General features: G+C 65.6%; 24 protein-coding genes. 17 read left to right on the top strand and 7 right to left on the bottom strand.

Features of this window, described 5'->3' with window-relative positions; all coding sequences use genetic code 11:
* Positions 1-25: 25 nt before the first annotated feature.
* The gene (locus W823_RS56670) at positions 26-1,225 is read left to right on the top strand and encodes a proline-rich domain-containing protein (RefSeq protein WP_023959392.1); all 1,200 of its coding nucleotides are present in this window, start codon (positions 26-28) and stop codon (positions 1,223-1,225) included.
* A 12-nt stretch (positions 1,226-1,237) separates the two neighbouring features.
* Here the strand turns inward: W823_RS56670 and W823_RS45855 are convergent, their stop codons facing one another.
* Positions 1,238-2,212: a quinone oxidoreductase gene (locus tag W823_RS45855; RefSeq protein ID WP_023959390.1), complete on the bottom strand. Its 975-nt coding sequence runs from the start codon at positions 2,210-2,212 to the stop codon at positions 1,238-1,240.
* A gap of 73 nt (positions 2,213-2,285) precedes the next feature.
* On the opposite strand from W823_RS45855, the gene W823_RS45850 reads away from it, so the two are divergent.
* The gene (locus tag W823_RS45850) at positions 2,286-2,579 is read left to right on the top strand and encodes a hypothetical protein (protein ID WP_023959388.1); all 294 of its coding nucleotides are present in this window, start codon (positions 2,286-2,288) and stop codon (positions 2,577-2,579) included.
* 28 nt (positions 2,580-2,607) lie between these two features.
* Here the strand turns inward: W823_RS45850 and W823_RS45845 are convergent, their stop codons facing one another.
* The 4 genes from W823_RS45845 to mptB all read right to left on the bottom strand — a co-directional run bounded on the left by W823_RS45845 (position 2,608) and on the right by mptB (position 7,235).
* Positions 2,608-3,591 carry a heme A synthase gene (locus W823_RS45845; RefSeq protein WP_023959386.1) on the bottom strand — a complete coding sequence of 328 codons (984 nt, stop codon included), beginning with the start codon at positions 3,589-3,591 and terminating at the stop codon, positions 2,608-2,610.
* Between the two features lie 51 nt (positions 3,592-3,642).
* Positions 3,643-4,422, bottom strand: coding sequence for an ABC transporter permease (locus W823_RS45840; RefSeq protein WP_023959384.1), 780 nt, complete (start codon positions 4,420-4,422; stop codon positions 3,643-3,645).
* Positions 4,419-5,384 (bottom strand): ABC transporter ATP-binding protein, encoded by a 966-nt coding sequence (locus W823_RS45835; RefSeq protein WP_023959382.1) that lies wholly within the window; start codon positions 5,382-5,384, stop codon positions 4,419-4,421. Before W823_RS45835 ends, W823_RS45840 begins: the two co-directional genes overlap by 4 nt.
* Positions 5,385-5,453: 69 nt before the next feature.
* On the bottom strand, positions 5,454-7,235 hold the full coding sequence (gene mptB, locus W823_RS45830) for a polyprenol phosphomannose-dependent alpha 1,6 mannosyltransferase MptB (protein WP_051406573.1): 1,782 nt from the start codon (positions 7,233-7,235) through the stop codon (positions 5,454-5,456).
* Positions 7,236-7,460: 225 nt separating this feature from the next.
* On the opposite strand from mptB, the gene W823_RS45825 reads away from it, so the two are divergent.
* From W823_RS45825 to W823_RS45780, 10 genes are read left to right on the top strand one after another with little or no spacing between them, the layout of a single operon-like run.
* Positions 7,461-8,267, top strand: a complete 807-nt coding sequence (locus tag W823_RS45825) for a metalloregulator ArsR/SmtB family transcription factor (RefSeq protein ID WP_023959378.1) — start codon at positions 7,461-7,463, stop codon at positions 8,265-8,267.
* Entirely contained in the window at positions 8,264-9,721 is a 1,458-nt protein-coding gene (gene sufB, locus W823_RS45820; protein ID WP_023959376.1) for a Fe-S cluster assembly protein SufB, read from the top strand. The genes W823_RS45825 and sufB overlap by 4 nt, the downstream gene beginning before the upstream one ends.
* Entirely contained in the window at positions 9,718-10,908 is a 1,191-nt protein-coding gene (sufD, locus tag W823_RS45815) for a Fe-S cluster assembly protein SufD (protein ID WP_023959374.1), read from the top strand. The genes sufB and sufD overlap by 4 nt, the downstream gene beginning before the upstream one ends.
* Positions 10,909-10,964: 56 nt before the next feature.
* Positions 10,965-11,735, top strand: a complete 771-nt coding sequence (sufC, locus tag W823_RS45810) for a Fe-S cluster assembly ATPase SufC (RefSeq protein WP_023959372.1) — start codon at positions 10,965-10,967, stop codon at positions 11,733-11,735.
* A 25-nt stretch (positions 11,736-11,760) separates the two neighbouring features.
* Positions 11,761-13,062, top strand: coding sequence for a SufS family cysteine desulfurase (locus tag W823_RS45805; RefSeq protein ID WP_023959370.1), 1,302 nt, complete (start codon positions 11,761-11,763; stop codon positions 13,060-13,062).
* Positions 13,062-13,550, top strand: coding sequence for a Fe-S cluster assembly sulfur transfer protein SufU (gene sufU, locus W823_RS45800; RefSeq protein ID WP_023959368.1), 489 nt, complete (start codon positions 13,062-13,064; stop codon positions 13,548-13,550). Before W823_RS45805 ends, sufU begins: the two co-directional genes overlap by 1 nt.
* Positions 13,547-13,918 carry a metal-sulfur cluster assembly factor gene (locus W823_RS45795; protein ID WP_023959366.1) on the top strand — a complete coding sequence of 124 codons (372 nt, stop codon included), beginning with the start codon at positions 13,547-13,549 and terminating at the stop codon, positions 13,916-13,918. The genes sufU and W823_RS45795 overlap by 4 nt, the downstream gene beginning before the upstream one ends.
* Before the next feature lie 13 nt (positions 13,919-13,931).
* Entirely contained in the window at positions 13,932-14,330 is a 399-nt protein-coding gene (locus tag W823_RS45790; RefSeq protein WP_023959364.1) for a DUF1992 domain-containing protein, read from the top strand.
* 60 nt (positions 14,331-14,390) lie between these two features.
* Complete coding sequence (locus W823_RS45785) at positions 14,391-15,752, top strand: 3' terminal RNA ribose 2'-O-methyltransferase Hen1 (protein WP_031332547.1); 1,362 nt, start codon at positions 14,391-14,393, stop codon at positions 15,750-15,752.
* Positions 15,749-18,301: a polynucleotide kinase-phosphatase gene (locus W823_RS45780; RefSeq protein WP_023959359.1), complete on the top strand. Its 2,553-nt coding sequence runs from the start codon at positions 15,749-15,751 to the stop codon at positions 18,299-18,301. The genes W823_RS45785 and W823_RS45780 overlap by 4 nt, the downstream gene beginning before the upstream one ends.
* Before the next feature lie 2 nt (positions 18,302-18,303).
* On the opposite strand, the gene W823_RS45775 is transcribed toward W823_RS45780, so the two are convergent.
* On the bottom strand, positions 18,304-18,765 hold the full coding sequence (locus W823_RS45775) for a hypothetical protein (protein WP_023959357.1): 462 nt from the start codon (positions 18,763-18,765) through the stop codon (positions 18,304-18,306).
* Positions 18,743-19,390 (bottom strand): RNA polymerase sigma factor, encoded by a 648-nt coding sequence (locus W823_RS45770; RefSeq protein ID WP_023959355.1) that lies wholly within the window; start codon positions 19,388-19,390, stop codon positions 18,743-18,745. Before W823_RS45770 ends, W823_RS45775 begins: the two co-directional genes overlap by 23 nt.
* Before the next feature lie 117 nt (positions 19,391-19,507).
* Between W823_RS45770 and W823_RS45765 the strand changes: the two genes are divergently transcribed.
* Genes W823_RS45765 through W823_RS45750 form a run of 5 tightly spaced genes read left to right on the top strand, consistent with a single transcriptional unit; the run spans position 19,508 to position 22,075 of the window.
* On the top strand, positions 19,508-19,996 hold the full coding sequence (locus W823_RS45765; protein WP_023959353.1) for an Asp23/Gls24 family envelope stress response protein: 489 nt from the start codon (positions 19,508-19,510) through the stop codon (positions 19,994-19,996).
* Positions 19,993-20,340: a hypothetical protein gene (locus W823_RS45760; RefSeq protein ID WP_023959351.1), complete on the top strand. Its 348-nt coding sequence runs from the start codon at positions 19,993-19,995 to the stop codon at positions 20,338-20,340. Before W823_RS45765 ends, W823_RS45760 begins: the two co-directional genes overlap by 4 nt.
* Positions 20,337-20,516, top strand: coding sequence for a DUF2273 domain-containing protein (locus W823_RS45755; protein WP_023959349.1), 180 nt, complete (start codon positions 20,337-20,339; stop codon positions 20,514-20,516). The genes W823_RS45760 and W823_RS45755 overlap by 4 nt, the downstream gene beginning before the upstream one ends.
* On the top strand, positions 20,509-21,540 hold the full coding sequence (locus tag W823_RS56665; protein ID WP_023959347.1) for a DUF6286 domain-containing Asp23/Gls24 family envelope stress response protein: 1,032 nt from the start codon (positions 20,509-20,511) through the stop codon (positions 21,538-21,540). The genes W823_RS45755 and W823_RS56665 overlap by 8 nt, the downstream gene beginning before the upstream one ends.
* Positions 21,515-22,075 carry a hypothetical protein gene (locus W823_RS45750; RefSeq protein ID WP_023959345.1) on the top strand — a complete coding sequence of 187 codons (561 nt, stop codon included), beginning with the start codon at positions 21,515-21,517 and terminating at the stop codon, positions 22,073-22,075. The genes W823_RS56665 and W823_RS45750 overlap by 26 nt, the downstream gene beginning before the upstream one ends.
* Positions 22,076-22,089: the final 14 nt, after the last annotated feature.

Here is a 22,089-nt window from a genome sequence, read left to right as displayed (position 1 = left end):
CGGTGCGAGGTGATTTGGGGGAAACATGTCGTACCCACCTGGGCAGGGTCAGGGGCCCGGAAATAACGACTGGCGGCCGTATTCGGAGCCGACCCAGGTCGGCCAACCCCAGTTCGGCCCATCGCAGTACGGTCAGCAGCAGCCGCCGCCCGACAACGGTCAGGGCGGCCAGTTCTACGGCCAGCCCGATCCGGGCTACAACCCCTATCAGCCCTACCCGGCTGCCGGCGGACAGTGGGGCCCGCCTCAGCCCCGCAAATCGCGCACGCCGCTGATCATCGGTCTCGTCGCGGTCGCAGTGCTCGTTGTCGTGGCTGTTGTGGTTGCACTTGTCGTCGCTCTCGGCGGGGGAGGCGCGAGCAGCGATCCGGAGTCGGCTGTGGAGGGGTATCTCACTGCGTTGTCCGACGGCGATGCCGCCAAGGCGCTGGACCTGTCCAAGTCGCCCGCGTCCGAACTCCTGCTGACCGACGACATCCTGAAACAACAGCAGGAGATCGCCAAGATCTCGAACATCTCGATCGTGGATGTCCAGAAGATGGGCGAGATGGCCACGGTCCAGGCCACCTACCAATTCGGAGACCGCAAGGCCGACGAGAGTTTTGTCCTGCACAAGACCGGGGATTCCTGGCGGCTGGACGAGGGCGTCGTCGCAGTGGACATCAGCAGCCTCGGAGGCATTCCAGGGCTCACCGCCTTCGGTGTCCCTGTCGACGGCGAGGCCAAGGTGTATGTGTTCCCCGGGCCCGTGAAGTGGGGCAGTGCCGACGAGAACTTCGCAGTCGTGAACGGCAAAGAAAAGGACTTTCCTGTCGCGGGGACGAGCTACGGGTCGTTCCCGGACCTGACTGCTGAACTCAGCGGCAAAGGACAGAACGCGGTGAACACGGCGGTCCAGGCCCACCTGGACGAGTGTGCGTTGTCGGTCCAGGTCGACGCTGCAACGGACAAGCCGGACTGTGGCCAGCGGACGTACGCCTACAACGCCGAACCGGGCTCGGCGAAATGGACTGCGCCGGCGCAATTGCCCGCCCTCGACTACCGCCTGGGATACGACAACCCCGAGGAAGTGTCGGTCGACGGCGAGATGGAGTGGTCGGTGACCTTCCGCACGACCGCGTCGAGTTCACGACCGGCCGAGACCAAGACGGAGACCGTCACGGACTACCTGTACGGCACCGTCGACCTGGCCCAGAATCCGCCGGTGTTCACACCCGGAGGATGACCGGCCTGCGCCTCAGGACGACTGCGGCGTGAGGACAACCGACCCGGTGGTCGCGCGGGCGGCCAGATCGATGTGCGCCTGCCTCGCCTCGGCGAGTGGATACGCGTGGGCGACCCGAACGGTGACGCTGCCGTCGGCGATCCCGCTCATCACCTCACCGGCGCGCCACGCCAACTCTTCGGGGTCGGAGATGAAGTGTTTGAGGGTCGGTCGGGTGACCGAGAGAGAGCCCGCGGCGTTGAGTCGTTGTAGGTCGAAGGGTGGGACCGGTCCGCTGGCCGCGCCGAAGAGAACAACGATTCCCCGGACCGCGGTCGCGGCGAGACTCTGCTCGAACGTGTCTGCGCCCACGCCGTCGTAGGCGACGGACACGCCCGCGCCACCGGTGAGGGCGCGCACCTGTTCGGCCACCTGGTCCCCGTATCGCAGCACTTCATCGGCCCCGGCCCGCCGGGACAGGTCTTCCTTCGCGTCGTTCGACACGGTGGTGATGACCCGCAGTCCTCTGGCCTTGGCCATCTGGGTGAGCACCAGGCCGACGCCGCCTGCGCCGGCATGGACGAGGACGGTGTCGCCCGGGCGCGGGTGGGCGGCACCATCGAGCAGGTAGTGCGCAGTGATCCCCTGCAGCAGAGCGGACGCCGCGACGTCGTCGGCAATGGTGTCGGGTACGGCCACGGCGCGCGCTGCCGGCACCACGACGAGTTCGGCGTAGCTCGAGGGTGCATCGCACCACGCGACCCGCTGGCCGACCGAAATCGACTCGACATCAGGGCCGACCGCCACGACCTCACCGGCGCCTTCACTGCCCGGGATGAACGGCAGCGTCATCGGATACATGCCGGACCGCTGGTACGTGTCGATGAAGTTCACACCGATCGCCGCGACGCGCGCGAGGACCTCACCAGCACCGGGTTCGGGGTCCGCGGTCTCGACCACATCCATCACTTCGGGCCCACCGTGCTGACTGACCTGGATCGCATGCATGACTCCAGTTGTACCGAGCCCATCAGAGTGTCCGGTGATCGGCCCCGCCGCGGTGCGCAATATGCTGTGACACATGAGCGACCACAAGGGTGTCATCTCGGCCATTTCGAAGTTCGTGGCCCGCGAGGGTGGTTCGGCCACCGCGGTCCTGCAGGGGATCGGCGCCTCGGGCGTCCGTATCACGCTGGTGGGCGGGGCGGGCGGAATCCTGGGCGATCAGGTGGTCCGGGACATGGAGACCGCAAGGCAGATCGTGGAACAGGTCGACGGGGTCGAGATCGGCGAGTGGGATCGCGACCTCACGTCGGCGGTCGATGTCCGTCCCGGGCACTACCGCAAGATGGCCGGCTGGGTGGCCAACACCTAGACGTAAGCCGCCCCTTCCCGGAGGGGCGTCAGACCGTTGCGGCCGTTCGTGGCTCGGCCGGCGACGCCGTCAGTGGATTCCCGATTGATCGGGGACGCATTCCCACCCAGAGCGCTGCTGTTGCGGCAACGCACGCTCCTGCTCCGGCGACGTGCATGACCACCAGCGCCGCGGGGATGTCGGTGAGGTACTGAGTGATCCCGATGACCGCCTGCGCTGCGACCACAGCCACCACCACGTAGAGCCGGCGTTTGAGCCTGCTCGGAGCGCCGACCGCGAACAGCGCGAATCCGATCGCCAGGAGCAGCGACAGGTAGGCGATCAGGAGATCGGCGTGCAGGTGAACCAGGGTGGTCACCTCGATCTTCAGACGGGGAACCGGCTTGTCGATGCTCTTGTCACCGGCGTGCGGGCCGGCTCCGGTCACCATCGTTCCGGCGATCAGAACTCCGGTCATCACCACAGCCGACAGGACGGTGAGCCACCGGAGGGCAGCCGGGACCACCGGGACGGCTTGCACGTCATCTGGTTCGCGGACCTTCTCGAGCAGGAGTACGGACAGCCACACCATGGCCATCGACAGCAGAAGGTGGATGGCGACCGTCCACCACAGCAGTCCGGTGAGCACGGTGATGCCGCCGACAACGGCCTGGACCACGGTGGACGCCGGCATCAGCCAGGCGTACACACGAACCTCGTACCTGCGTCGTGCCCTGGTGACCGCGATGACGATCAACGCGGCGGTGAGCACCACTGCAAACGTCAGGAGCCGGTTGCCGAACTCGACGGCCTGATGGATCGCGGCGACTTCGGGGTGCGCGGTGGGTGTGAAGCTGCCCGGGAAACACTGGGGCCACGTCGGGCAACCCAGACCTGAGGACGTCACGCGAACCACCGATCCGGTGACCGCGATTCCCGCCTGGGTGAGCACCACCGCCAACGCCAGCAGGGTCTGGACGCGGAGCGAGGGGAGGGGGAGCCGGTCGACTAGCCGGACAAACAGGCGGTACACGCCTTCGATGGTAGGGGCAGGACGAATGTGACCTGGGTCCAGGTGAGGCAATCAGGTGAAGCGGAAATACCGGACGGCGGCGATGCCTGCCGCGGCGCCCCAGATCGCCAGGACGGCGAGTCCGAACACATCGACAGAGCCCGCGGTGGCCTGGTGTAGCGCTTCGCTGAGGGCTCCGGACGGAGTGCATCGCGCAAACCATTCGACGAGGTCGGGAACGCGGTCCCCGATCACCACGATGGATCCGATGCCGATGAACGCGAACCACAGCAGATTGGCCAGGGCCAGCACCACTTCGGCTTTGAGTGTGCCTCCGAGGAGCAGTCCCATCGCGGAGAACGCCAGCGTGCCGATCGCGATCGCGATGATGCCGAGCAACAGCCCGCCGATCGACGGTCGCCAGCCCAGTGCTGCACCGATCAAACCGAGCACGACGGCCTGTCCGCTGACCACGATGGCCACCGCGACGGATTTGCCGACAATGACACCCCATCGTGGGAGGGGTGTGGCGCCCAATCGTTTCAGTGCGCCGTACCGGCGGTCGAATCCGACGGCGATCGCCTGGCCGGTGAATGCGGTGGACATCACGGCCACGGTCATGATGGCGGGAACGAAGGTGTCCGTGCGAGATTCGTCGAAGTCACCGATCGGCAGGAGGCACAGCCCGATCAGCAATGTGATCGGGATGAACATCGTGAGGAGTTGCTGCTCGCCGTTGCGCAGCAGCAACATCAGCTCGATCCGGGACTGCGCCACGATCATCTGACGGATGGGGGCGGGTCTCGGACGTGGACTGAAAGTGCCGGCGGCGAAACGGTTCGGCGTGCTCATCCGCGCATGCCCCGGCCGGTCAGCTCGAGGAAGACATCTTCCAGGCTCCTGGTCTCGACCCGCAGGTCGGTGGCGAGGACATTGATCTTGGCGCACCACGACGTCACGGTGACCAGCACTTGCGGCGTCACCTGGCCGGTCACCAGGTAACCGCCGGGGGTCACCTCGGTGCACGAATACTCTTCGGGCAGAACAGTTCTGAGCAAAGTAAGGTCCAGTCCCCGTGGTGCTTGGAATCGCAGCTCGTTCTCGGCCCCGCGGCTGGTCAGTTCGGCGGGTGTGCCTTTGGCCACCTCGACACCGTGGTCGATGATGAGCACCTGGTCGGCCAGTTCCTCGGCTTCGTCCATCAGGTGTGTGGTGATCAGCACCGAGACCCCGTCGGTCCGCAGACGGTCGATCAGCTCCCACACCATGATCCGGGCGTGGGCGTCCATGCCGGCAGTCGGTTCGTCGAGGAACACCACTTCGGGACGACCCACCAGCGCGCAGGCCAGTGCGAGTCGTTGTTGCTGCCCACCGGATAGCCGCCGGTAGGAGGTGCGCTGGGCGTCGACGAGTCCGAGGTTCTCCAGGAGCCAGTCCGTGTCGATGGGGTCAGCGGAGTACGACGCGCACAGGCGCAGCATCTCGCCGGCCCGGGCGCCCGGATACGCTCCGCCACCTTGGAGCATCACACCGATTCGGCTTCGCACTTGATCGTTGTCGGCGAGTGGGTCCAGACCGAGGAGACTAACCTCGCCCTCGTCCGGGGCCTGAAAACCCTCGCAGATCTCGACGGTGGTGGTCTTACCCGCTCCGTTCGGACCGAGAATTGCCAGGATCTCGCCGCGCTGCAGTTCGAGGTCGAGTCCGCCCACGGCAGTGGTGTCACCAAAGCGTTTGACGAGTCCCTTGACCGACAGCGCGGGTCCATCGACGCCGACGCCGGCGATACCGGGGGCGGACGACGGGCTGCTCACAACCACCAAGAGTAAGCGCCCGTTTGCCCGGCTCGGTACACGGGTGAGGCGAAACCGGCGGCGCCGCGGTCAGTTGTCGACCCCGGCCGGTGCCGCCTGGGCGACTTTGGCGCGCCGCCGGCGCTGCCAGGGCATCTCCTCGAAGAACAGGGCTGTGAGAACGGCCACCAACAGGACCGCGGCGACGATTGCCTCGGCCAGCTGGAAGCCGCGGGTGCCCGCCCCGGTGGGCAACACCACGACGGAGATGATCGCCGAGATCGACACCGAGATGATCCGGAACCACCGCCCTGTCGCCCATGCGGCGAGCGGGATGATGGCCCACAGCAGGTACCACGGCTGCACGAAGGGAAAGAACAGCACGACGGTTCCCATCGCCAATCCCAATGCGCCGACCGGGTGCAATCGGCCGGCCAGGGCCGCCAGGAGCCAGCGCACCACGAGGACTGCAGCAACCGCCTGCGCGGCCGGGCGCGCGACATCGAGCATCGCCTGGGTGTGGTCGCCCAGGCCGAGCAAGACCCCGATCCGTCCGGTCGTCACCGACAAGAACGTGGGCATGGACATCCAGGAGCGCACCACGTCGCCGGTGGAAAGGGTTTTGGTCCATCCGAAGCCGAGACCGGTGCCGACACAGATCGCCACCATCACCGCGACCAGGATGACGCCGAGGAACGCGGCCGACGCCGACAACGCTCCGAGACTGCGTCTGGACCGCTGCCAGTACTCGCGGGGAGGCGCGTGCCGCAGTGCCGGAAGGGTCGCTCCCCACCGACGGGCCAGGGCGATGCCGACAAATCCGAAGGCCAGGATGGACGCGATCTTGATCATGCAGGAGGCGGCGATCACGACGGCGCCCGCGATCAGCAGCAGCCCGGCCCGGCTGGGCCACACCGAACCGGGTCTTCGGAGCCGTTCGGGTGAGTCGAGTCCCCGGAAGCACAATTCCATACCCGCGAGCATCAGCCCGAGCATCAGGGCTTCGTTGTGGATGCCGCCCACCAGATGCAGGATGAGCAGGGGATTCATCGCTCCCAGCCACAGCGCGGCCACCGGCGACACGCCGCACCGCTTCGCCAGTCGCGGCAGGGCCCACACGATCAGGCCCACGCCGAACAGGGCAAGCGCCCGATGCGCCACCAGCGCCGCGGGGATGTATTCGCCGGTGACGTGGGTGATGTTGTCGCCGAGCCACAGGAACAGCGGCCCGTAGGGCGCAGGCGTCTCGCGCCACAGGTTGGGGACCGATCTGGTGAAGACGTGGTCGATGCCCAGTCCGGCGGCGGGACTGACGACGTAGGGATCGAGGCCGCGGGCGGCGATCTCGCTCTGCGCGAGGTAGGAGTAGACGTCCTTGCTGAGCATCGGCGGGGCCACGACGAAGGGCATCAGCCAGACCAGCAACGTGCGGTCGGCTTGCCTGCGGGTCATCCGTCTCGGCGGGGCATGCCCTTTCATGACGTCGCCGCCCACTCGGCCGACCGCGAATCGGCCGAGGAGAAGCCACGCGAGGACGAGGATCACCGTGCCCGCGAGAGAGAAGGTCAGCGCTGTGGGCCACATTCGCGACGGCAGCGACAGCACGCGAGCACCGGCAAGTGGGTTCTGCAGCACCGGCAGTGCACCGGTCCCCAGTGACCCGACCAGAACCAGAACCGCGCCGGTTGCGCCGAACAGACGAATCCGCAGCAGTCGTTTGGACTCCTCGCGGTTGAGTGGACCCACCTCGCCCTCGTCGCCGTGCAGTCGCGCAACGGTGAGCCCGTAGTCGCCGGTGGCGTCGCGGTCAGGCGGGCCGTCCCCGTTCCGAAGCCCCAGGTAATCGAGGGATCGGCGGAAACCGGTACGCACAGGGGTCGATCGGGCCGGCGCCGACGCCTTCGGCTCGGGTTCGGTGACTGTGGTTTCCGGCACAGCAGAGACTGTAGTGGTAGCTCATGGGCAGCGGCCCGGGCCTGCTTGTTCGTTGATCATCGCCGCCTGGGTGGTCGGAGAAAGTGGCCCTGAAAGGGTCGGCCCGACCAGGCAAGGGCACCCTTGGTGGAAATCGTCTCGTAATTCGGTAACACTTGTGTTGTGAAAACGGCTCACGAAATCTCGCATGCCTCGGACGTGGCATCGATCGACGCTGCGCCGGCAATCCACATCGCGGACGACGTGCACAGCCCGGTCCCGGTCACCCACGACGGACAGACCCGGTCCGCGGTGGTCACCCTCATCCTCGAGCAGGGCCCGGTGACCGCGGGTCACATCTCAGAAGCTCTCGGGATCACTCCCACCGCGGTCCGCCGCCATCTCGACGCCATGATCGCCTCGGGCGACGTCGTCGCGACCGCAGCCCCCCGCTACGCCCAACGGGGTCGGGGTCGTCCCGCCAAGCACTTCCAGCTCACCGCCGCAGGTCGCGGTCGTCTCAAGCACGCCTACGACGACCTCGCAGGCGCGGTGATGCGGCGTCTGCGGCGGATCGGTGGCGACGCAGCAGTCGAGGACTTTGCGCTCGAGCGTGCCGAGCAGATCGTGGCCAATGTGCCGGTGGCAGGGGATTCGGCCGCCGATCGGGAGGGCACCGCGCAAGAAATCGCCGAAGCTTTGACCGAAGCGGGATTTTCTGCGACCACCCGGCGCGTTGGTAATGGTGTGCAGATCTGCCAGCACCACTGCCCGGTCGCACACGTGGCAGCGGAGTTCCCTGAGTTCTGCGAGGCCGAAACAGCGGTCTTCACCAAAGTCCTCGGTACACACGTGCAGCGTCTGGCGACCATCGCCAACGGCGACTGCGCATGCACCACTCATGTGCCGCTTGCGAATCCGCAGGTGGCAAATCAGGTCGACGCCCAGCCCGCGTCGGCACCGGCAGCCTCCGGAAGGAGTCACTCATGACGGTCACAGACCCGACACCCACACAGGCAACTGCCGCTGCGGCAGTGCTGACGCAGGAAGAGACGATCGATTCGTTCGGCGCGTACGGGTACGGCTGGGCGGATTCCGACGTCGCGGGCGCCAGCGCCAAGCGCGGCATCTCCGAAGCCGTGGTCGCCGACATCTCGGCGAAGAAGAGCGAGCCCGAATGGATGCTCGCCGCACGTCTGAAGGCGTTGTCCATCTTCGAGCGCAAGCCCATGCCGAACTGGGGCTCAAACCTCGACGGCATCGACTTCGAGAACATCAAGTACTTCGTCCGCTCCAGCGAGAAGCAGGCAGCCACCTGGGACGACCTGCCCGCGGACATCAAGAACACCTACGACAAGCTCGGCATCCCCGAGGCCGAGAAGCAGCGTCTGGTGTCGGGTGTGGCAGCGCAGTACGAGTCCGAGGTCGTCTACCACTCGATCCGCGAGGATCTCGAGGCCCAGGGTGTGCTGTTCCTCGACACCGACACGGCCCTGCGTGAGCAGCCCGAACTGTTCCAGGAGTACTTCGGAACGGTCATCCCGGCCGGCGACAACAAGTTCTCCGCGTTGAACACCGCCGTCTGGTCCGGTGGATCCTTCATCTACGTCCCCCCGGGTGTGCACGTCGACATCCCGCTGCAGGCCTACTTCCGGATCAACACCGAGAACATGGGCCAGTTCGAGCGCACCCTGATCATCGTCGACGAAGGTGCATACGTGCACTACGTCGAGGGTTGCACCGCGCCGATCTACAAGACCGACTCGCTGCACTCGGCCGTGGTCGAGATTATCGTCAAGAAGGGTGGTCGCTGCCGGTACACCACCATTCAGAACTGGTCGAACAACGTCTACAACCTGGTCACCAAGCGGGCCAAGGCCGAGGCGGGCGCCACCATGGAGTGGGTCGACGGGAACATCGGCTCGAAGGTCACCATGAAGTACCCGGCCGTGTGGATGACCGGCGAGCACGCCAAGGGCGAGGTTCTGTCCGTGGCATTCGCCGGACCGGGCCAGCATCAGGACACCGGTTCCAAGATGGTGCACCTCGCGCCGAACACTTCGTCGAACATCGTCAGCAAGTCGGTTGCCCGTGGCGGTGGCCGGGCCTCCTACCGTGGGCTGGTCCAGATCAACAAGGGCGCGCACGGCAGCCGGTCGACCGTGAAATGCGATGCGTTGCTGGTCGACCAGATCTCGCGCAGTGACACCTACCCGTATGTCGACATCCGCGAGGACGACGTCACGATGGGTCACGAGGCGACCGTCTCGAAGGTCAGCGACGATCAGCTGTTCTACCTGATGAGCCGCGGCCTCACCGAGGACGAGGCCATGGCCATGGTGGTCCGTGGGTTCGTCGAGCCCATCGCCAAGGAATTGCCGATGGAGTACGCCCTCGAGCTGAACCGCCTGATCGAGCTGCAGATGGAGGGTTCGGTCGGATGAGTTCTCCCACTGGTGTGGTCGGCGCTGTCTCCGGCGAGAATCAGGGCCCGGCGGTCAACAAGGGTGAGCAGTTCACCTCGTTCGACGTCAACGCATTCGAGATCCCGCGTTCGAAGGACGAGGCCTGGCGCTTCACGCCTTTCCGGCGCCTTCGTGGGCTGCACGACGGCTCGGCGCAGCCGACCGGACAGGCCACGGTCACCGTGGACGGTCTGGTGGAGGGAGCTCGCGTCGAGACCGTAGGGCGCGACGACGCTCGGCTGGGACAGGGTGGCGTTCCCTTCGATCGCATTGCTGCGCAGGCGTATTCGTCGTTCACCGAAGCCACGGTCGTAACCGTGGACAAGGAGACCGAGATCGCCTCACCGATCACGGTCACCATGGATGGCCCCGGCGAGGGCGAGACCGCGTTCGGTCATGTCCAGGTCAGGCTCGGTGCCTTCGCCAAGGCGGTGGTGGTCATCGACCAGCGCGGTAGCGGCACGTACGCCGAGAACATCGAGTTCGTGATCGGTGACAGCGCGCACCTGACTGTGGTGAACATCCACGACTGGGCCGACGACATGGTGCATGTCGCAGCCCACCATTCCCGGCTCGGACGTGACGCGGTGCTCCGGCACTTCGCGATCAGCCTCGGCGGAGATTTCATCCGGTTGAGCCCGGTGGTGCATTACGACGGTCCCGGCGGCGACGCCGAATTGTGGGGCCTGTACTTCGCCGACGCCGGACAGCATCTCGAACAACACCTGCTGGTGGACCACTCCCAGCCGCACTGCCGGTCGAACGTCGTCTACAAGGGCGCTTTGCAGGGTGTGGCAGGGGACCGCAGCCGCGAAGCCCATACCGTGTGGGTCGGCGACGTGCTCATCCGCGCCGAAGCCGAGGGCACCGACACCTTCGAACTCAATCGCAATCTGATCCTCACCGATGGCGCCCGCGCCGACTCCGTCCCCAACCTGGAGATCGAGACCGGCGAGATCGTCGGAGCCGGACACGCAAGTGCCACCGGCCGATTCGACGACGAGCAACTGTTCTACCTCCAGGCTCGTGGCATTCCCGAGGACCAGGCCCGCCGACTGGTGGTCCGTGGGTTCTTCGGTGAGGTCATCGCCAAGATCGGTGTGCCGGAACTGCGCGAGCGTCTCGAGGCGGCTGTGGAAGCCGAACTCGAGGTCGCAGGCGCCTGAGCCGCACCCACACCCCCTCAATACTTCAGCCCATACCAGCAAGGAATTCGATAACCGTGGCCACTTTGGAAATCCGCGATCTGCACGTCAACGTGAAGCAGACCGACACCGATGCCGAACCGATCGTCATCCTCAAGGGCGTCGACCTGACCGTCGAGTCGGGCAAGACCCACGCCATCATGGGCCCCAACGGGTCGGGCAAGTCGACGCTCTCCTACGCGATCGCCGGTCACCCGAAGTACGAGGTCACCCAGGGTTCGATCACCCTCGACGGTGAGGACGTGCTCGAGATGACCGTCGACGAGCGCGCCCGGGCCGGTCTTTTCCTCGCGATGCAGTACCCGGTCGAGGTTCCCGGTGTGTCGATGTCGAACTTCCTCCGGACCGCTGCCACCGCCGTGCGCGGTGAGGCACCCAAGTTGCGTCACTGGGTCAAAGAGACCAAAGAGGCCATGACCGAACTCGAGATCGATCCGTCGTTCGGCGAGCGCAGCGTGAACGAAGGCTTCTCCGGTGGCGAGAAGAAGCGCCACGAGATCCTGCAGCTCGGGCTGCTGAAGCCGAAGATCGCCATCCTGGACGAGACCGACTCAGGCCTCGACGTCGATGCATTGCGCGTGGTCTCCGAGGGCGTGAACCGCTTCAAGGCGAACGAGAACGGTGGCGTGCTCCTGATCACCCACTACACCCGGATTTTGCGCTACATCCAGCCCGACCACGTGCATGTGTTCGTCGGTGGCCGGATCGTCGAATCCGGTGGACCCGAGCTCGCCGACGAGCTCGAAGAAAACGGATACATCCGATTCACCCAGGCTGCGAACGCCTGAGGTTCGAACTTCCAGGAGGCCAGACGTGACGAGCATCGATCAGGCTGTAGCCCCGACATCGCATGAGGTCACCGCGCTGGACGTGACCGCGGTCCGTGCCGACTTCCCGATCTTGGGACGGACCGTGCGGGACGACAAGCCGCTCGTCTACCTCGACTCGGGGGCCACCAGCCAGCGACCGGTACAGGTCCTCGACGGCGAGCGCGAGTTCTTGGTGACCCGTAACGCTGCGGTTCACCGCGGCGCACACCAGCTGGCCGAAGAGGCCACCGACGCGTACGAGAACGCACGCGCGATCATCGCCGAGTTCGTCGGTGCCCAGTTCGACGAGTTGGTCTTCACCAAGAACGCCACCGAGTCGTTGAATCTGGTGACGTACACCTTGGGTGACGAGCGGAGCGCGGGCGTCCTGGGCGGCAAACCACTCGGACCCGGCGACACCGTGGTGATCACCGAACTCGAACACCACGCGAACCTCGTTCCGTGGCAAGAACTCTGCCGCCGGACCGGGGCAACGCTGCGCTGGTACGGCGTCACCGACGACGGCCGGATCGACCTCGACTCACTGGTGCTCGACGATTCGGTCAAGGTCGTCTCGTTCACCCATCAGTCGAACGTCACCGGCGCCATCGCCGACGTCCCGGAATTGGTTCGTCGCGCTCGCGCTGTCGGTGCCCTCGTGGTTCTCGATGCCTGCCAGTCGGTTCCCCACATGGTGGTGGACTTCACCGAGCTCGACGTGGACTTCGCTGCCTTCTCCGGCCACAAGATGTTCGGTCCCTCCGGTGTCGGTGTGCTGTTCGGCAAGCGTGCGTTGCTCGCCGAGCTACCGCCCTTCATCACGGGCGGCTCCATGATCGAGACCGTCACCATGGAGGTCTCCACCTACGCGCCGGCGCCCCAACGGTTCGAGGCCGGCGTTCCGATGACCTCTCAGGTCATCGGTTTGGGCGCCGCTGTGCGCTACCTGCAGGGTCTGGGTATGGCGGCCGTTGCGGCACACGAACATTCGCTGACCGAAGCAGCCTTGAAGGCGCTGGCGGAGATCGACGGAGTACGCATCATCGGGCCGGCCACCGCAGATCGGCGCGGAGGTGCGGTGTCCTTTGTGGTCGACGGCATCCACGCGCACGATCTCGGGCAGATCCTCGATGACGAGGGTGTCGCCATCCGAGTTGGTCACCATTGCGCGTGGCCGTTGCACAAGCGATTCGGGGTCGCCGCGACAGCGCGCGCTTCGTTCGCCGCGTACAACACCCTCGACGAGGTCGAGGCGCTCGCCAAGGCGATCGTCCGTGCCAAGGAGTTCTTCGGGGTCGGTGCCTGATGCGGATGGAGCAGATGTATCAGGAAGTGATCCTCGATCACTACAAACACCCGCAGGGGCGAGGTCTTCGTGACCCGTTCGGTGCCGAGGTCCACCACGTCAACCCGACGTGCGGGGACGAGGTCACCTTGCGTGTACAGCTCTCCGACGACGGAGACAAGATCACCGATGTCTCGTACGACGGCCAGGGATGTTCGATCTCTCAGGCGTCCACGTCGGTGCTCTTCGAGCAGCTGGTAGGCCAGAATGTCCAGGAAGCCTTGGCGACCGTCGACGCGTTCAACCAGATGATGACGTCGCGGGGCACTGTCGACGGTGACGAAGAGGTCATCGGCGACGGAATCGCCTTCGCCGGAGTGAGCAAGTACCCGGCGCGCGTCAAGTGCGCGCTCCTGGGATGGATGGCATTCAAAGACGCGTTGGCACAGACGGTGGTCAACAGAGAAGCACCGGCCGACAACAACAATTCCGCTAGGGAGTCAGCATGAGCGATCAAGCCCCGCCGACAGAGATCAAGGCGCCTGAGGAAGTTCAGACCTCGCTGCCGAAGATCGAGGACATCGAGGAGGCCATGCGCGATGTGGTCGACCCCGAACTCGGTATCAATGTCGTCGACCTCGGCCTGGTCTACGGACTCGACGTCACCAATGATGCGGTCGCCAAGATCGACATGACACTGACCTCGGCGGCCTGCCCGTTGACCGACGTGATCGAGGATCAGACCCGGTCGGTCCTGGTGACATCCGGGCTGTGCACCGACATCGAACTGAACTGGGTGTGGCTGCCGCCGTGGGGCCCGGACAAGATCACCGACGACGGCCGCGAACAGCTGCGCGCGCTCGGCTTCACCGTCTGACCCTTCTGGGGCAGTGGCAGAGACGTTCGAGACCCGGATCGATCGGCTGATCCGGGAAGCACAAGAACGCGGTGAGTTCGACAACCTGCGTGGTGCCGGCCGCCCTCTTGATCTCAGCGATGCCGACGACCCCGAATGGTGGGCGAAGCGCAAGATCAAGGAAGAGAATCTTGACAGCTCGGCGTTGTTGCCTCCGACGCTTCAGTTACGCCGGGAGGCCCAAGGGTTTCCGGAATCGCTTACCTCCTTCCGTGAGGAGTCGGCGGTACGTCATGTCCTCGAAGATTTCAATCGCCGGGTCCGGCGTGATCGACTCGCGCCGAGTCTCGGGCCGACGTCCTATGTGATCGCCCGCACCGTGGATGTCGAGGCGATGGTGGAGCGATGGCACGAACTCCGCCGACGCAGATGACGTCGATCGCCGAGTCCGGATCGTCGTAAATCGGTTGTGGTCACCGATACTGTTCTCAGAGTGTTGCTGACCATCGAAACGACCGGATCATCGTCTGATCACCGCATTCCTGCGACCGATCTCGGGTTCCTGCTGCACAAGCACCCCGACCGGGTCCAGCAATTCGCCACCTCCAGTGGAACCGCAACCGTTTTCTACCCGGTCGCGGACACCTCGCGATGCCGCGCGGTTCTTCACGTCGGGGGTGAAGACCCGTCACGGTCCACGCTGGGGACTGCTGACCGTTACGTGAACACGCTGCCGTACGCGGGATCGTCACGACTGATGGTCGCGATGGCCAAGGTGATGTCGGATGCGCTCGGCGGCCGCTGCGCACACCGCCCTGACCTGGTCGACACGGTGTGGCAGCTGCAGGTGACGGTGAGCTCGGTGCCCACCACCGGCGGCGCCGATCTCACCCACGACTTCTTCGAACCGCTTGGCTGGGCGGTGCTTTCCACTGCCACCGTGCTGCAGCCGACTGAGTGGGGCCCGTCCCGGTTTGTGCAGTTGCAGATGAGTGGCGAGTTCACGCTGCGCGATGCGCTGTCACACATATACGTGCTGATCCCGTCGCTCGCATCGGACAAGCACTACTTCATCGGTGACGAGGAGGTCGACAAACTGTTGCGCCTGAGTTCGCGCTGGCTGTCGAACCATCCTGCGCGCGAACAGATCACAAGGCGGTACCTGAAGGGATTGCATTCGCTCACCAACGACGCGCTGGCACGACTGATACCCGACACCGCGTCACACGAACCACCGCCGAAACGCCGCACATCGATGCAGGAGCTGCGCCGTACCGCAGTGGTCGACGCGGTTCGTATGGTCGGCGCGCGGTCGGTCCTCGACGCGGGATGCGGTGAAGGAAGCCTCTTGCGGGAGCTTGTCACCGAGCCGGGTATCGGCCGACTGGCTGGAGTGGATGTATCGGTTGCCGCTCTCGGCCGGGCCAGTGACTCGTTGTCCAGGTTCGCAGCGGTAGAACTGTGGCAGTCATCGCTGATGTACTCGGACAACCGGTGCCGAGGATTTGATGCCGTCGTGCTGATGGAGGTGATCGAGCACGTCGAGCCCGATCGCCTCGACACAGTCGAGTCGTCCGTGTTCGAAACCATGGCTCCGTCATCGGTGATCGTCACGACTCCCAACCGCGACTACAACGCTCTCTATGGGCTGAGCAGCAACGAGTTCCGCCATCCTGATCACCGGTTCGAGTTCAGCCGCGCCGAGTTCGAGCATTGGTGTGAACGCGTGGCCGACGATTACCGGTATTCGGTGACGGTGAGCGCGATCGGAGAGATGGACATGGATGTGGGCTCATCGAGTCAGCTGGCAGTCTTCCGACGGGTCGACGCAGAGGCACCGGAGGCCCAGCGATGACGGCACTCGAGATCCCCGAACTGTCTCTCGTGGTGCTCATCGGTGTCACCGGCGCAGGTAAGTCGACGTTCGCGGCCAACAACTTTCGTGAGACAGAGGTGTTGTCGTCCGATCGGTTCCGAGGCCTGGTCGCCGATGACCCCACGTCACAGGAGGCGACCGGCGACGCGTTCGAGGTGCTCGAGTTGGTTGCGGGCAAACGATTGGCGGCCGGGCGCCTCACCGTGATCGATGCGACCAGCGTCCGCGTCGAGGACCGCAAGCGGCTTGTCGCGCTGGCCAGGGCCCATGACGTCTTACCTGTCGCCATCGTCCTGGACGTCCCTCCGGACGAGTTACGCAAGCGGGCCCACGATCGGACAGACATCACGGTCGGTGTTGTCGAACGTCAGTACGCACACCTGCAGCGCAATCGAAAGGGCCTGCGCAAAGAAGGGTTTCGACACGTCCACCAGCTCGATGGTGTCGCGGACATCGATGCCGCGACCATCGTGCGTACCCCTTTGTTCAGCAACCTCAACGATCGACACGGCCCGTTCGACATCATCGGTGACGTCCACGGTTGCTTCACCGAGTTGATCACGCTGCTCGGCAAGGTCGGGTGGGGACTGCAGACCGACACGGACGGCATCGTTGTCGGGGCCGTACCACCCGAGCCGGGGCGAACCGCGATCTTCGTCGGGGATCTGGTGGACCGTGGCCCGGACACTCCGGCTGTCCTGCGACTGGTCATGTCGATGGTCCGCCAGGGCAGTGCGTTCTGCGTGCGCGGAAATCACGAGGACAAGTTGCTCCGCGTCCTTCGTCAGCGCAGCGGTCGCGCCCGAGACGCGCAGCCGATTGCGCTGACCCACGGTCTTGCGGAGTCCGTGACGCAACTCGACGCGCAGCCACCCGAGTTCACCCGGGAGGTTGTCGACTTCCTCGATTCCCTTGTGTCGCACTACGTGTTCGACGACGGCCGGCTCGTCGTCGCCCACGCCGGGCTGGCAGAGAAGTACCACGGGCGGGCATCGGGCCGCGTCCGCGACAAGGCGATGTACGGCGAGACGACCGGGGAGACCGATCGTTGGGGTTTCCCGGTGCGGCTCGATTGGGCAGCGGACTATCGAGGATCGGCACGGGTGGTCTACGGCCACACCCCGGTCCCGGACGCGGCATGGATCAACAACACGATGTGTCTGGACACCGGGTGCGTGTTCGGGGGTCGATTGACGGCGCTGCACTACCCGGAGATGGTCTTGTCGGCCGTCCCTGCCGAGCAGACCTACTTCGACCCCGGCCGACCGATGGGTTTCGGGACGACACGCGCGGACGTCCGCGTGCGAACCACACTGAACCTGTCGGACGTGGTGGGTAAGCGGATCATCGACACCGGATTCGGGCCACCGATCACCGTCCGGGAGGACAACGCCGCCACCGCATTGGAGGTGATGTCGCGGTACGCGGTTGATCCACGCTGGATCCGGTACCTGCCGCCGACGATGGCCCCGGTTTCTCCCGGGCGGGCCGATCTGCTGGAGGACCCCCGTGCGGCGTTCGAGTCGTACGGACAACGCGGTGTCTCACAGGTTGTCTGCGAGGAAAAGCACATGGGTTCCCGAGCGATCATCGTGGTCGCGAAGGACGACTCAGCAGCAGCGCGGGCATTCGGCGTCACACAGGGCAGTGGCGCGATCTACACCCGGACAGGCCGCAGCTTCTTCGATCCATCGGTCACCGAGCAACTGATCGTACGAATTCGTCAAGCATGCGCTGAGTTGTTCGGTCAGCTCGACTCCGACTGGCTGATCCTCGATGCCGAGTTACTGCCATGGAACGTCAAGGGGGAAGGCCTGATCCGCGACCAGTTCGCCTCTGTCTCGGCAGCGGCGGGCCCCGAGCTGCATGCACTCGGCGCCGAACTGGCGAGGGCCGCAGACCGGGGTCTGGATGTCCAGACCATGATCGACGCGAACGCGAAACGGCGTGCGGATGTGGAGGCGTACACCGATGCGTATCTTCGCTACGTCGATGTCGACGCGCGGCCGGCCACTGTGTCGCTCGCGCCGTTCGAGGTACTGGCGAGTGCCGCAAGCGAATACGGCGGGTCGTCGCACGGTTGGCACCTCGAGGTGGCCGCGCGGCTCGCTGCGGCCGACCCTGTTCTCTTCCGGCCGACGCGGCACATCGTGGTCGACACCGGCTCGGAGACCTCGTGTCTCGAAGGAGCTCGGTGGTGGGAGGAGCTGACCGCGGCCGGATCCGAAGGGATGGTCGTCAAACCGGCCGGGAACCTCACCCGTGTCGGCGGCAAGCTGATCGATCCTGGTGTGAAGGTTCGCGGTCGCGAGTACCTGCGGATGGTCTACGGTCCCAGCTACCTCGATGATCTGCCGACCCTCCGGTCACGCGACCTGCGGCACAAGCGGTCCATGTCGATGCGCGAGTATCAACTGGGACGGGAGGCCCTCGCCCGCCAGGCACGCTCTGAGCCACTCTGGCGCATCCACGAATGTGTCTTCGCGATCCTGGCGCTGGAGAGTGAGCCGGTGGATCCACGACTCTGACGTCACCCGGGGATGGAGTGCGGCTGATCTGCCGGGCTCGCAGGGTCAACCGGTTGGACGTCCACCCACATGACGTCGACGCAGTCGGCCACCGTGATCCGTAGTGACCCGAGCCGTCCGCGGACGGCCTCACGGACCTGCTCGCTCATCGCGCCGATCTGATCGCCGTACCGGGCGACCATCTCCACGCGAATCCTGCGGACGGATCCGTGGTCGGTGGTGATGTGGATCGCGGCGACGTCGCGTCGACATCTTCGGTCGATCGCGCGGGCAATCAGCTGGCGGATCGCGCGCTCGTTGATCTCGATGCCGGGATCGTCGGTGGCGATCGGGACACCCAACCGCGTGGCCGACCGAAGCCTGGGTCCGAGCCGTTCCAGGACCACTCCCTCGTCGCCGTGCTCGAGGTGGGCGGCGGCATCGCTGATCCAGGTATCCGCTTCATCGGGGCGCTGGACTGTCATCTCGCCTTCCTTCCGTCGTCGGTCGCGGGATCTGATGCCGGATGCGTCCGGGTGATCGGGCCTCGCGAACATCGGAGCCGTCGGGTCCCCACGCGGCGAGTCGTACAGCCAACTGTGATCGTGCACGCTGCAGATGTCCACGCACCGAGCCGCGCGAGATGGTGAGCGCCGTGGCGATCTCATCGTGCGACAGGCCTTCGACCTCCCGTAGCCACCAGCATGCGCGCGCCTGGTAACCGAGCCTGCCGAGCTCGGTCTGGAGTGCGACGAGAAACGAGTGTTCAACCGTGCGAGCAGCTGGGCCGGGGGTCCTCACTTCCATCGCCTCGAAGGTGCTCTCGGAAATCACGAGCGCGCTCTGCCGTCGCTGGAAATCGACCGTCTTGCGCGAGGCGATGGTGAACAGCCATGTGCGGAACCTCGACCGGAAACCGAACCGTTCCAATCCGCGCCACGCGGCGAGGAACGTCTCCTGAGTGATGTCCTCCGCTGTTGTCGGAGATCCGGTCAGTCGGGTCGTGTATCGAAGGACGGGCGTCAGATGACAACGCATCAGCTGGTCGAACGCCTGGCGATCGCCCAGGGCAGCCGCGCGAATCAATGATTCTTCAGCGGGCGCATCCATTTGTTCAGCGTGCCAGAAAGTCGTGCGTGCAACATGCGGTTCTCAACCCGTCAAAGGGGTGGGAGAGCAGATCGCCCGGTCTGCCATCCGGATACCGAACCGACGAGGGAGCACCTTATGACCACCGCGACGTCCAGGCAGGATGACGAGCCGACCACCGCCAGGGATGAACTCAGTCACACCGACGACGGCCGTGGTCCCGATCAGAGCGATGCGGGAGGCAAGACGTCGATCGCCGATGTCGTGGTGGCCAAGATCGCCGGGATCGCGACGCGTGAGATAGACGGCGTCTACGACCTCGGCGGTGGCGCAGCGCGTGCGGTCGGCAAACTACGCGAAAGTCTGCCGGGGACCGCTGCCGACGTCACCCAGGGCGTGTCGGTGGAAGTCGGCGAGAAGCAGGCCGCAGTCGATGTCGGATTGGTTGCCTACTACGGCGTGGCGATCCACCAGCTTGCCGAATCCATCCGGACCAACGTGATCGAAGCGATCGAGAAGATGACGGGTCTGGAGGTCACCGAGGTGAACGTGACCGTGCACGACGTTCACCTCGACACCGACGATCCGACCACCTCGCTCGACGGCCAGACACCGCGGGTCCAGTGACAGTCACAGCGGCCTCCGCAGTGCTCATCCGTGAACGGGTGCTGTCTGTCGACGGCGTGGCAGACCTGCACGCGGGCACCTTCGGGGAGATCGCCACACATCTGCCCGGCCGGCGGGTGAACGGTGTGCGAGTCGGCCGTTCGGGCGTCGAAATCCATGTGGTCACCTACCTCGATGTCGACGTCGCGGGGGTGGCCCGCAACGTCCGTGCGGCCGCGGTGTCAGCCGCGCCGGGAGCGATCGGCTACACCGTCGTCGTCGAAGATGTTGTTGCGCGCCAGGACTTTCGAGTCGCAGTTGCAGATAGCGGCCGGGGTACATTCACAGAAACGAGTCAATTATGAACAATTCCGTGATCGGGCTGTTCGTCGGCCTGCTGTTCGCCTTGGCGGTCACCACCGGAGGTTTCTCCGGTCTGATGGTCGCGGTGGTGTTCGCGGCCATCGGCGTGGCCGTCGGCGCCCATCGTGACGGCCGCATCGACCTCGGTGCACTGTTAGGGAGCAAAGGCCGTGGCTGAGGCGGCAACTGCCGAGCGCGTCGGCGGTTCCCACCTAGCGGCCCCCGAGCACCGAGGCTCCCTGCAGATCGAATCGCGCGTGATCTCTCAGATCGCCCGTCAGGCGGCGCTCGAGGTCGACGGCGTGGTGCCGTACGCGGTGACGTTGGGGTCACTCACAGGTCGCAATCTCCCTCGCGCCCTTGCTGATTCCGATCCGCGCCATCCGGCGATCACCGTGGAGATCGCGGTGAGCTGGCCGATGCCGGCAGTTGATGTCGCCGAGCGGGTTCAGCAACACGTCATCGAGGTTGTCACCCGGTTGACCGGACGCCGGCCGGCGCGAGTGGATGTCGAGGTCACCGAGGTTGCCCAATCGAGGATGTTGCTGGGGGAGGAGCTGGCCCGAGTGTCCGCTGCCGAACCCGGCCCGGACACGGGTACAGAGGCGGCGCCGACGCACAGCCGCACCACGGCCGAGGGTCGGCCGCCGCGGAGCTTTCCGACTGCGGGATGGCTGGCGCCTGTGCTGGGGCTCGGACTACTTGCACTCGCCGTTGTCGCCGGACGGGAGTATGCCGTTGTCCAAGGCCACTACCGGTCCGAGGCCTGGATCGAACACTCCGCACGCTGGGTGTCCGGAACCGAGTGGAGACCGTGGATGGTCGTGGTCTCCGTCGTGTGCGTGCTGGTGGGGCTCTACTTCGTGTATGCCGCCGTACGGCCGCGGCGTCGCACCCACCGACCGCTACGGGCCACCGGTGTCTGGACGCGCGACACTGACGTCGCCCGCCGGCTCAGCGCCATCGCGCTCGACGACGACAACACAGTGTCGGCCACCACCAAGGTGACGTCTGGCCGCGCCCATGTACGTGTGTTCGTCACCACCCCGACGGAGAGCGACCTACCAGACCGTCTCGAGGCATCGACGGCAACGCTGGCCCGACCGCCCCGCGTGAGCGTGGATCTTCGTGGCGTCTCCCACCCGAACATGACCGTGATCGACGAGAGGGAGCCTGATGCGGCGCACCCTGAACGCCCTTGACCGCCTCGCGGTGGGCCTGGTCGGCGTGCTTCTCGCCGCGGCCGGCCTGGTCGCACTGCTCCGCTGGGCGGGCGTGGGACCGGTGACCGATGCGGTCGGCAACGTCGACACCGCTCAGATCTACTCCGCGCCGGGACAATCGTGGTGGGATTGGGCCCTGCTGGCCGCAACCGTTCTGCTGGGGATCTGTGGTGCGTGGCTGTTGTTGGCGAACATTTCGCCGAATCGCCTGCGGTCGGTGACCCTGCAACCGCAGGGTGAACCGTTTGTCGGCGAGATCGACATCGCCGTGGCCGACGTGGCCCGGGCGGCGGCCAGGTCTCTCGAACGACATCGTCATGTTCGCTCCTCGGCAGTCCGGTCTTATGTCGACGGCGTAACCCCTGTCGTCGAGATCACGGTGACGGCTTCTCCGACCGCCGACGACCACGATCTGGGCGCCGCCGTGAGCGGGGTGAGGGAGCTGCTCCAGTCGTCACTCCGGGGCAGCGACGTCCGGATACGCATGCTGCTGCACCGCGAACCCAACCACTGAGAGTCGCTCCCGCC

Source organism: Williamsia sp. D3 (assembly GCF_000506245.1).
GTDB classification, from domain to species: domain Bacteria; phylum Actinomycetota; class Actinomycetes; order Mycobacteriales; family Mycobacteriaceae; genus Williamsia; species Williamsia muralis.
The sequence above is the reverse complement of the archived record's forward strand: the minus strand, read 5'-3'. Positions and strand labels throughout refer to the sequence as shown.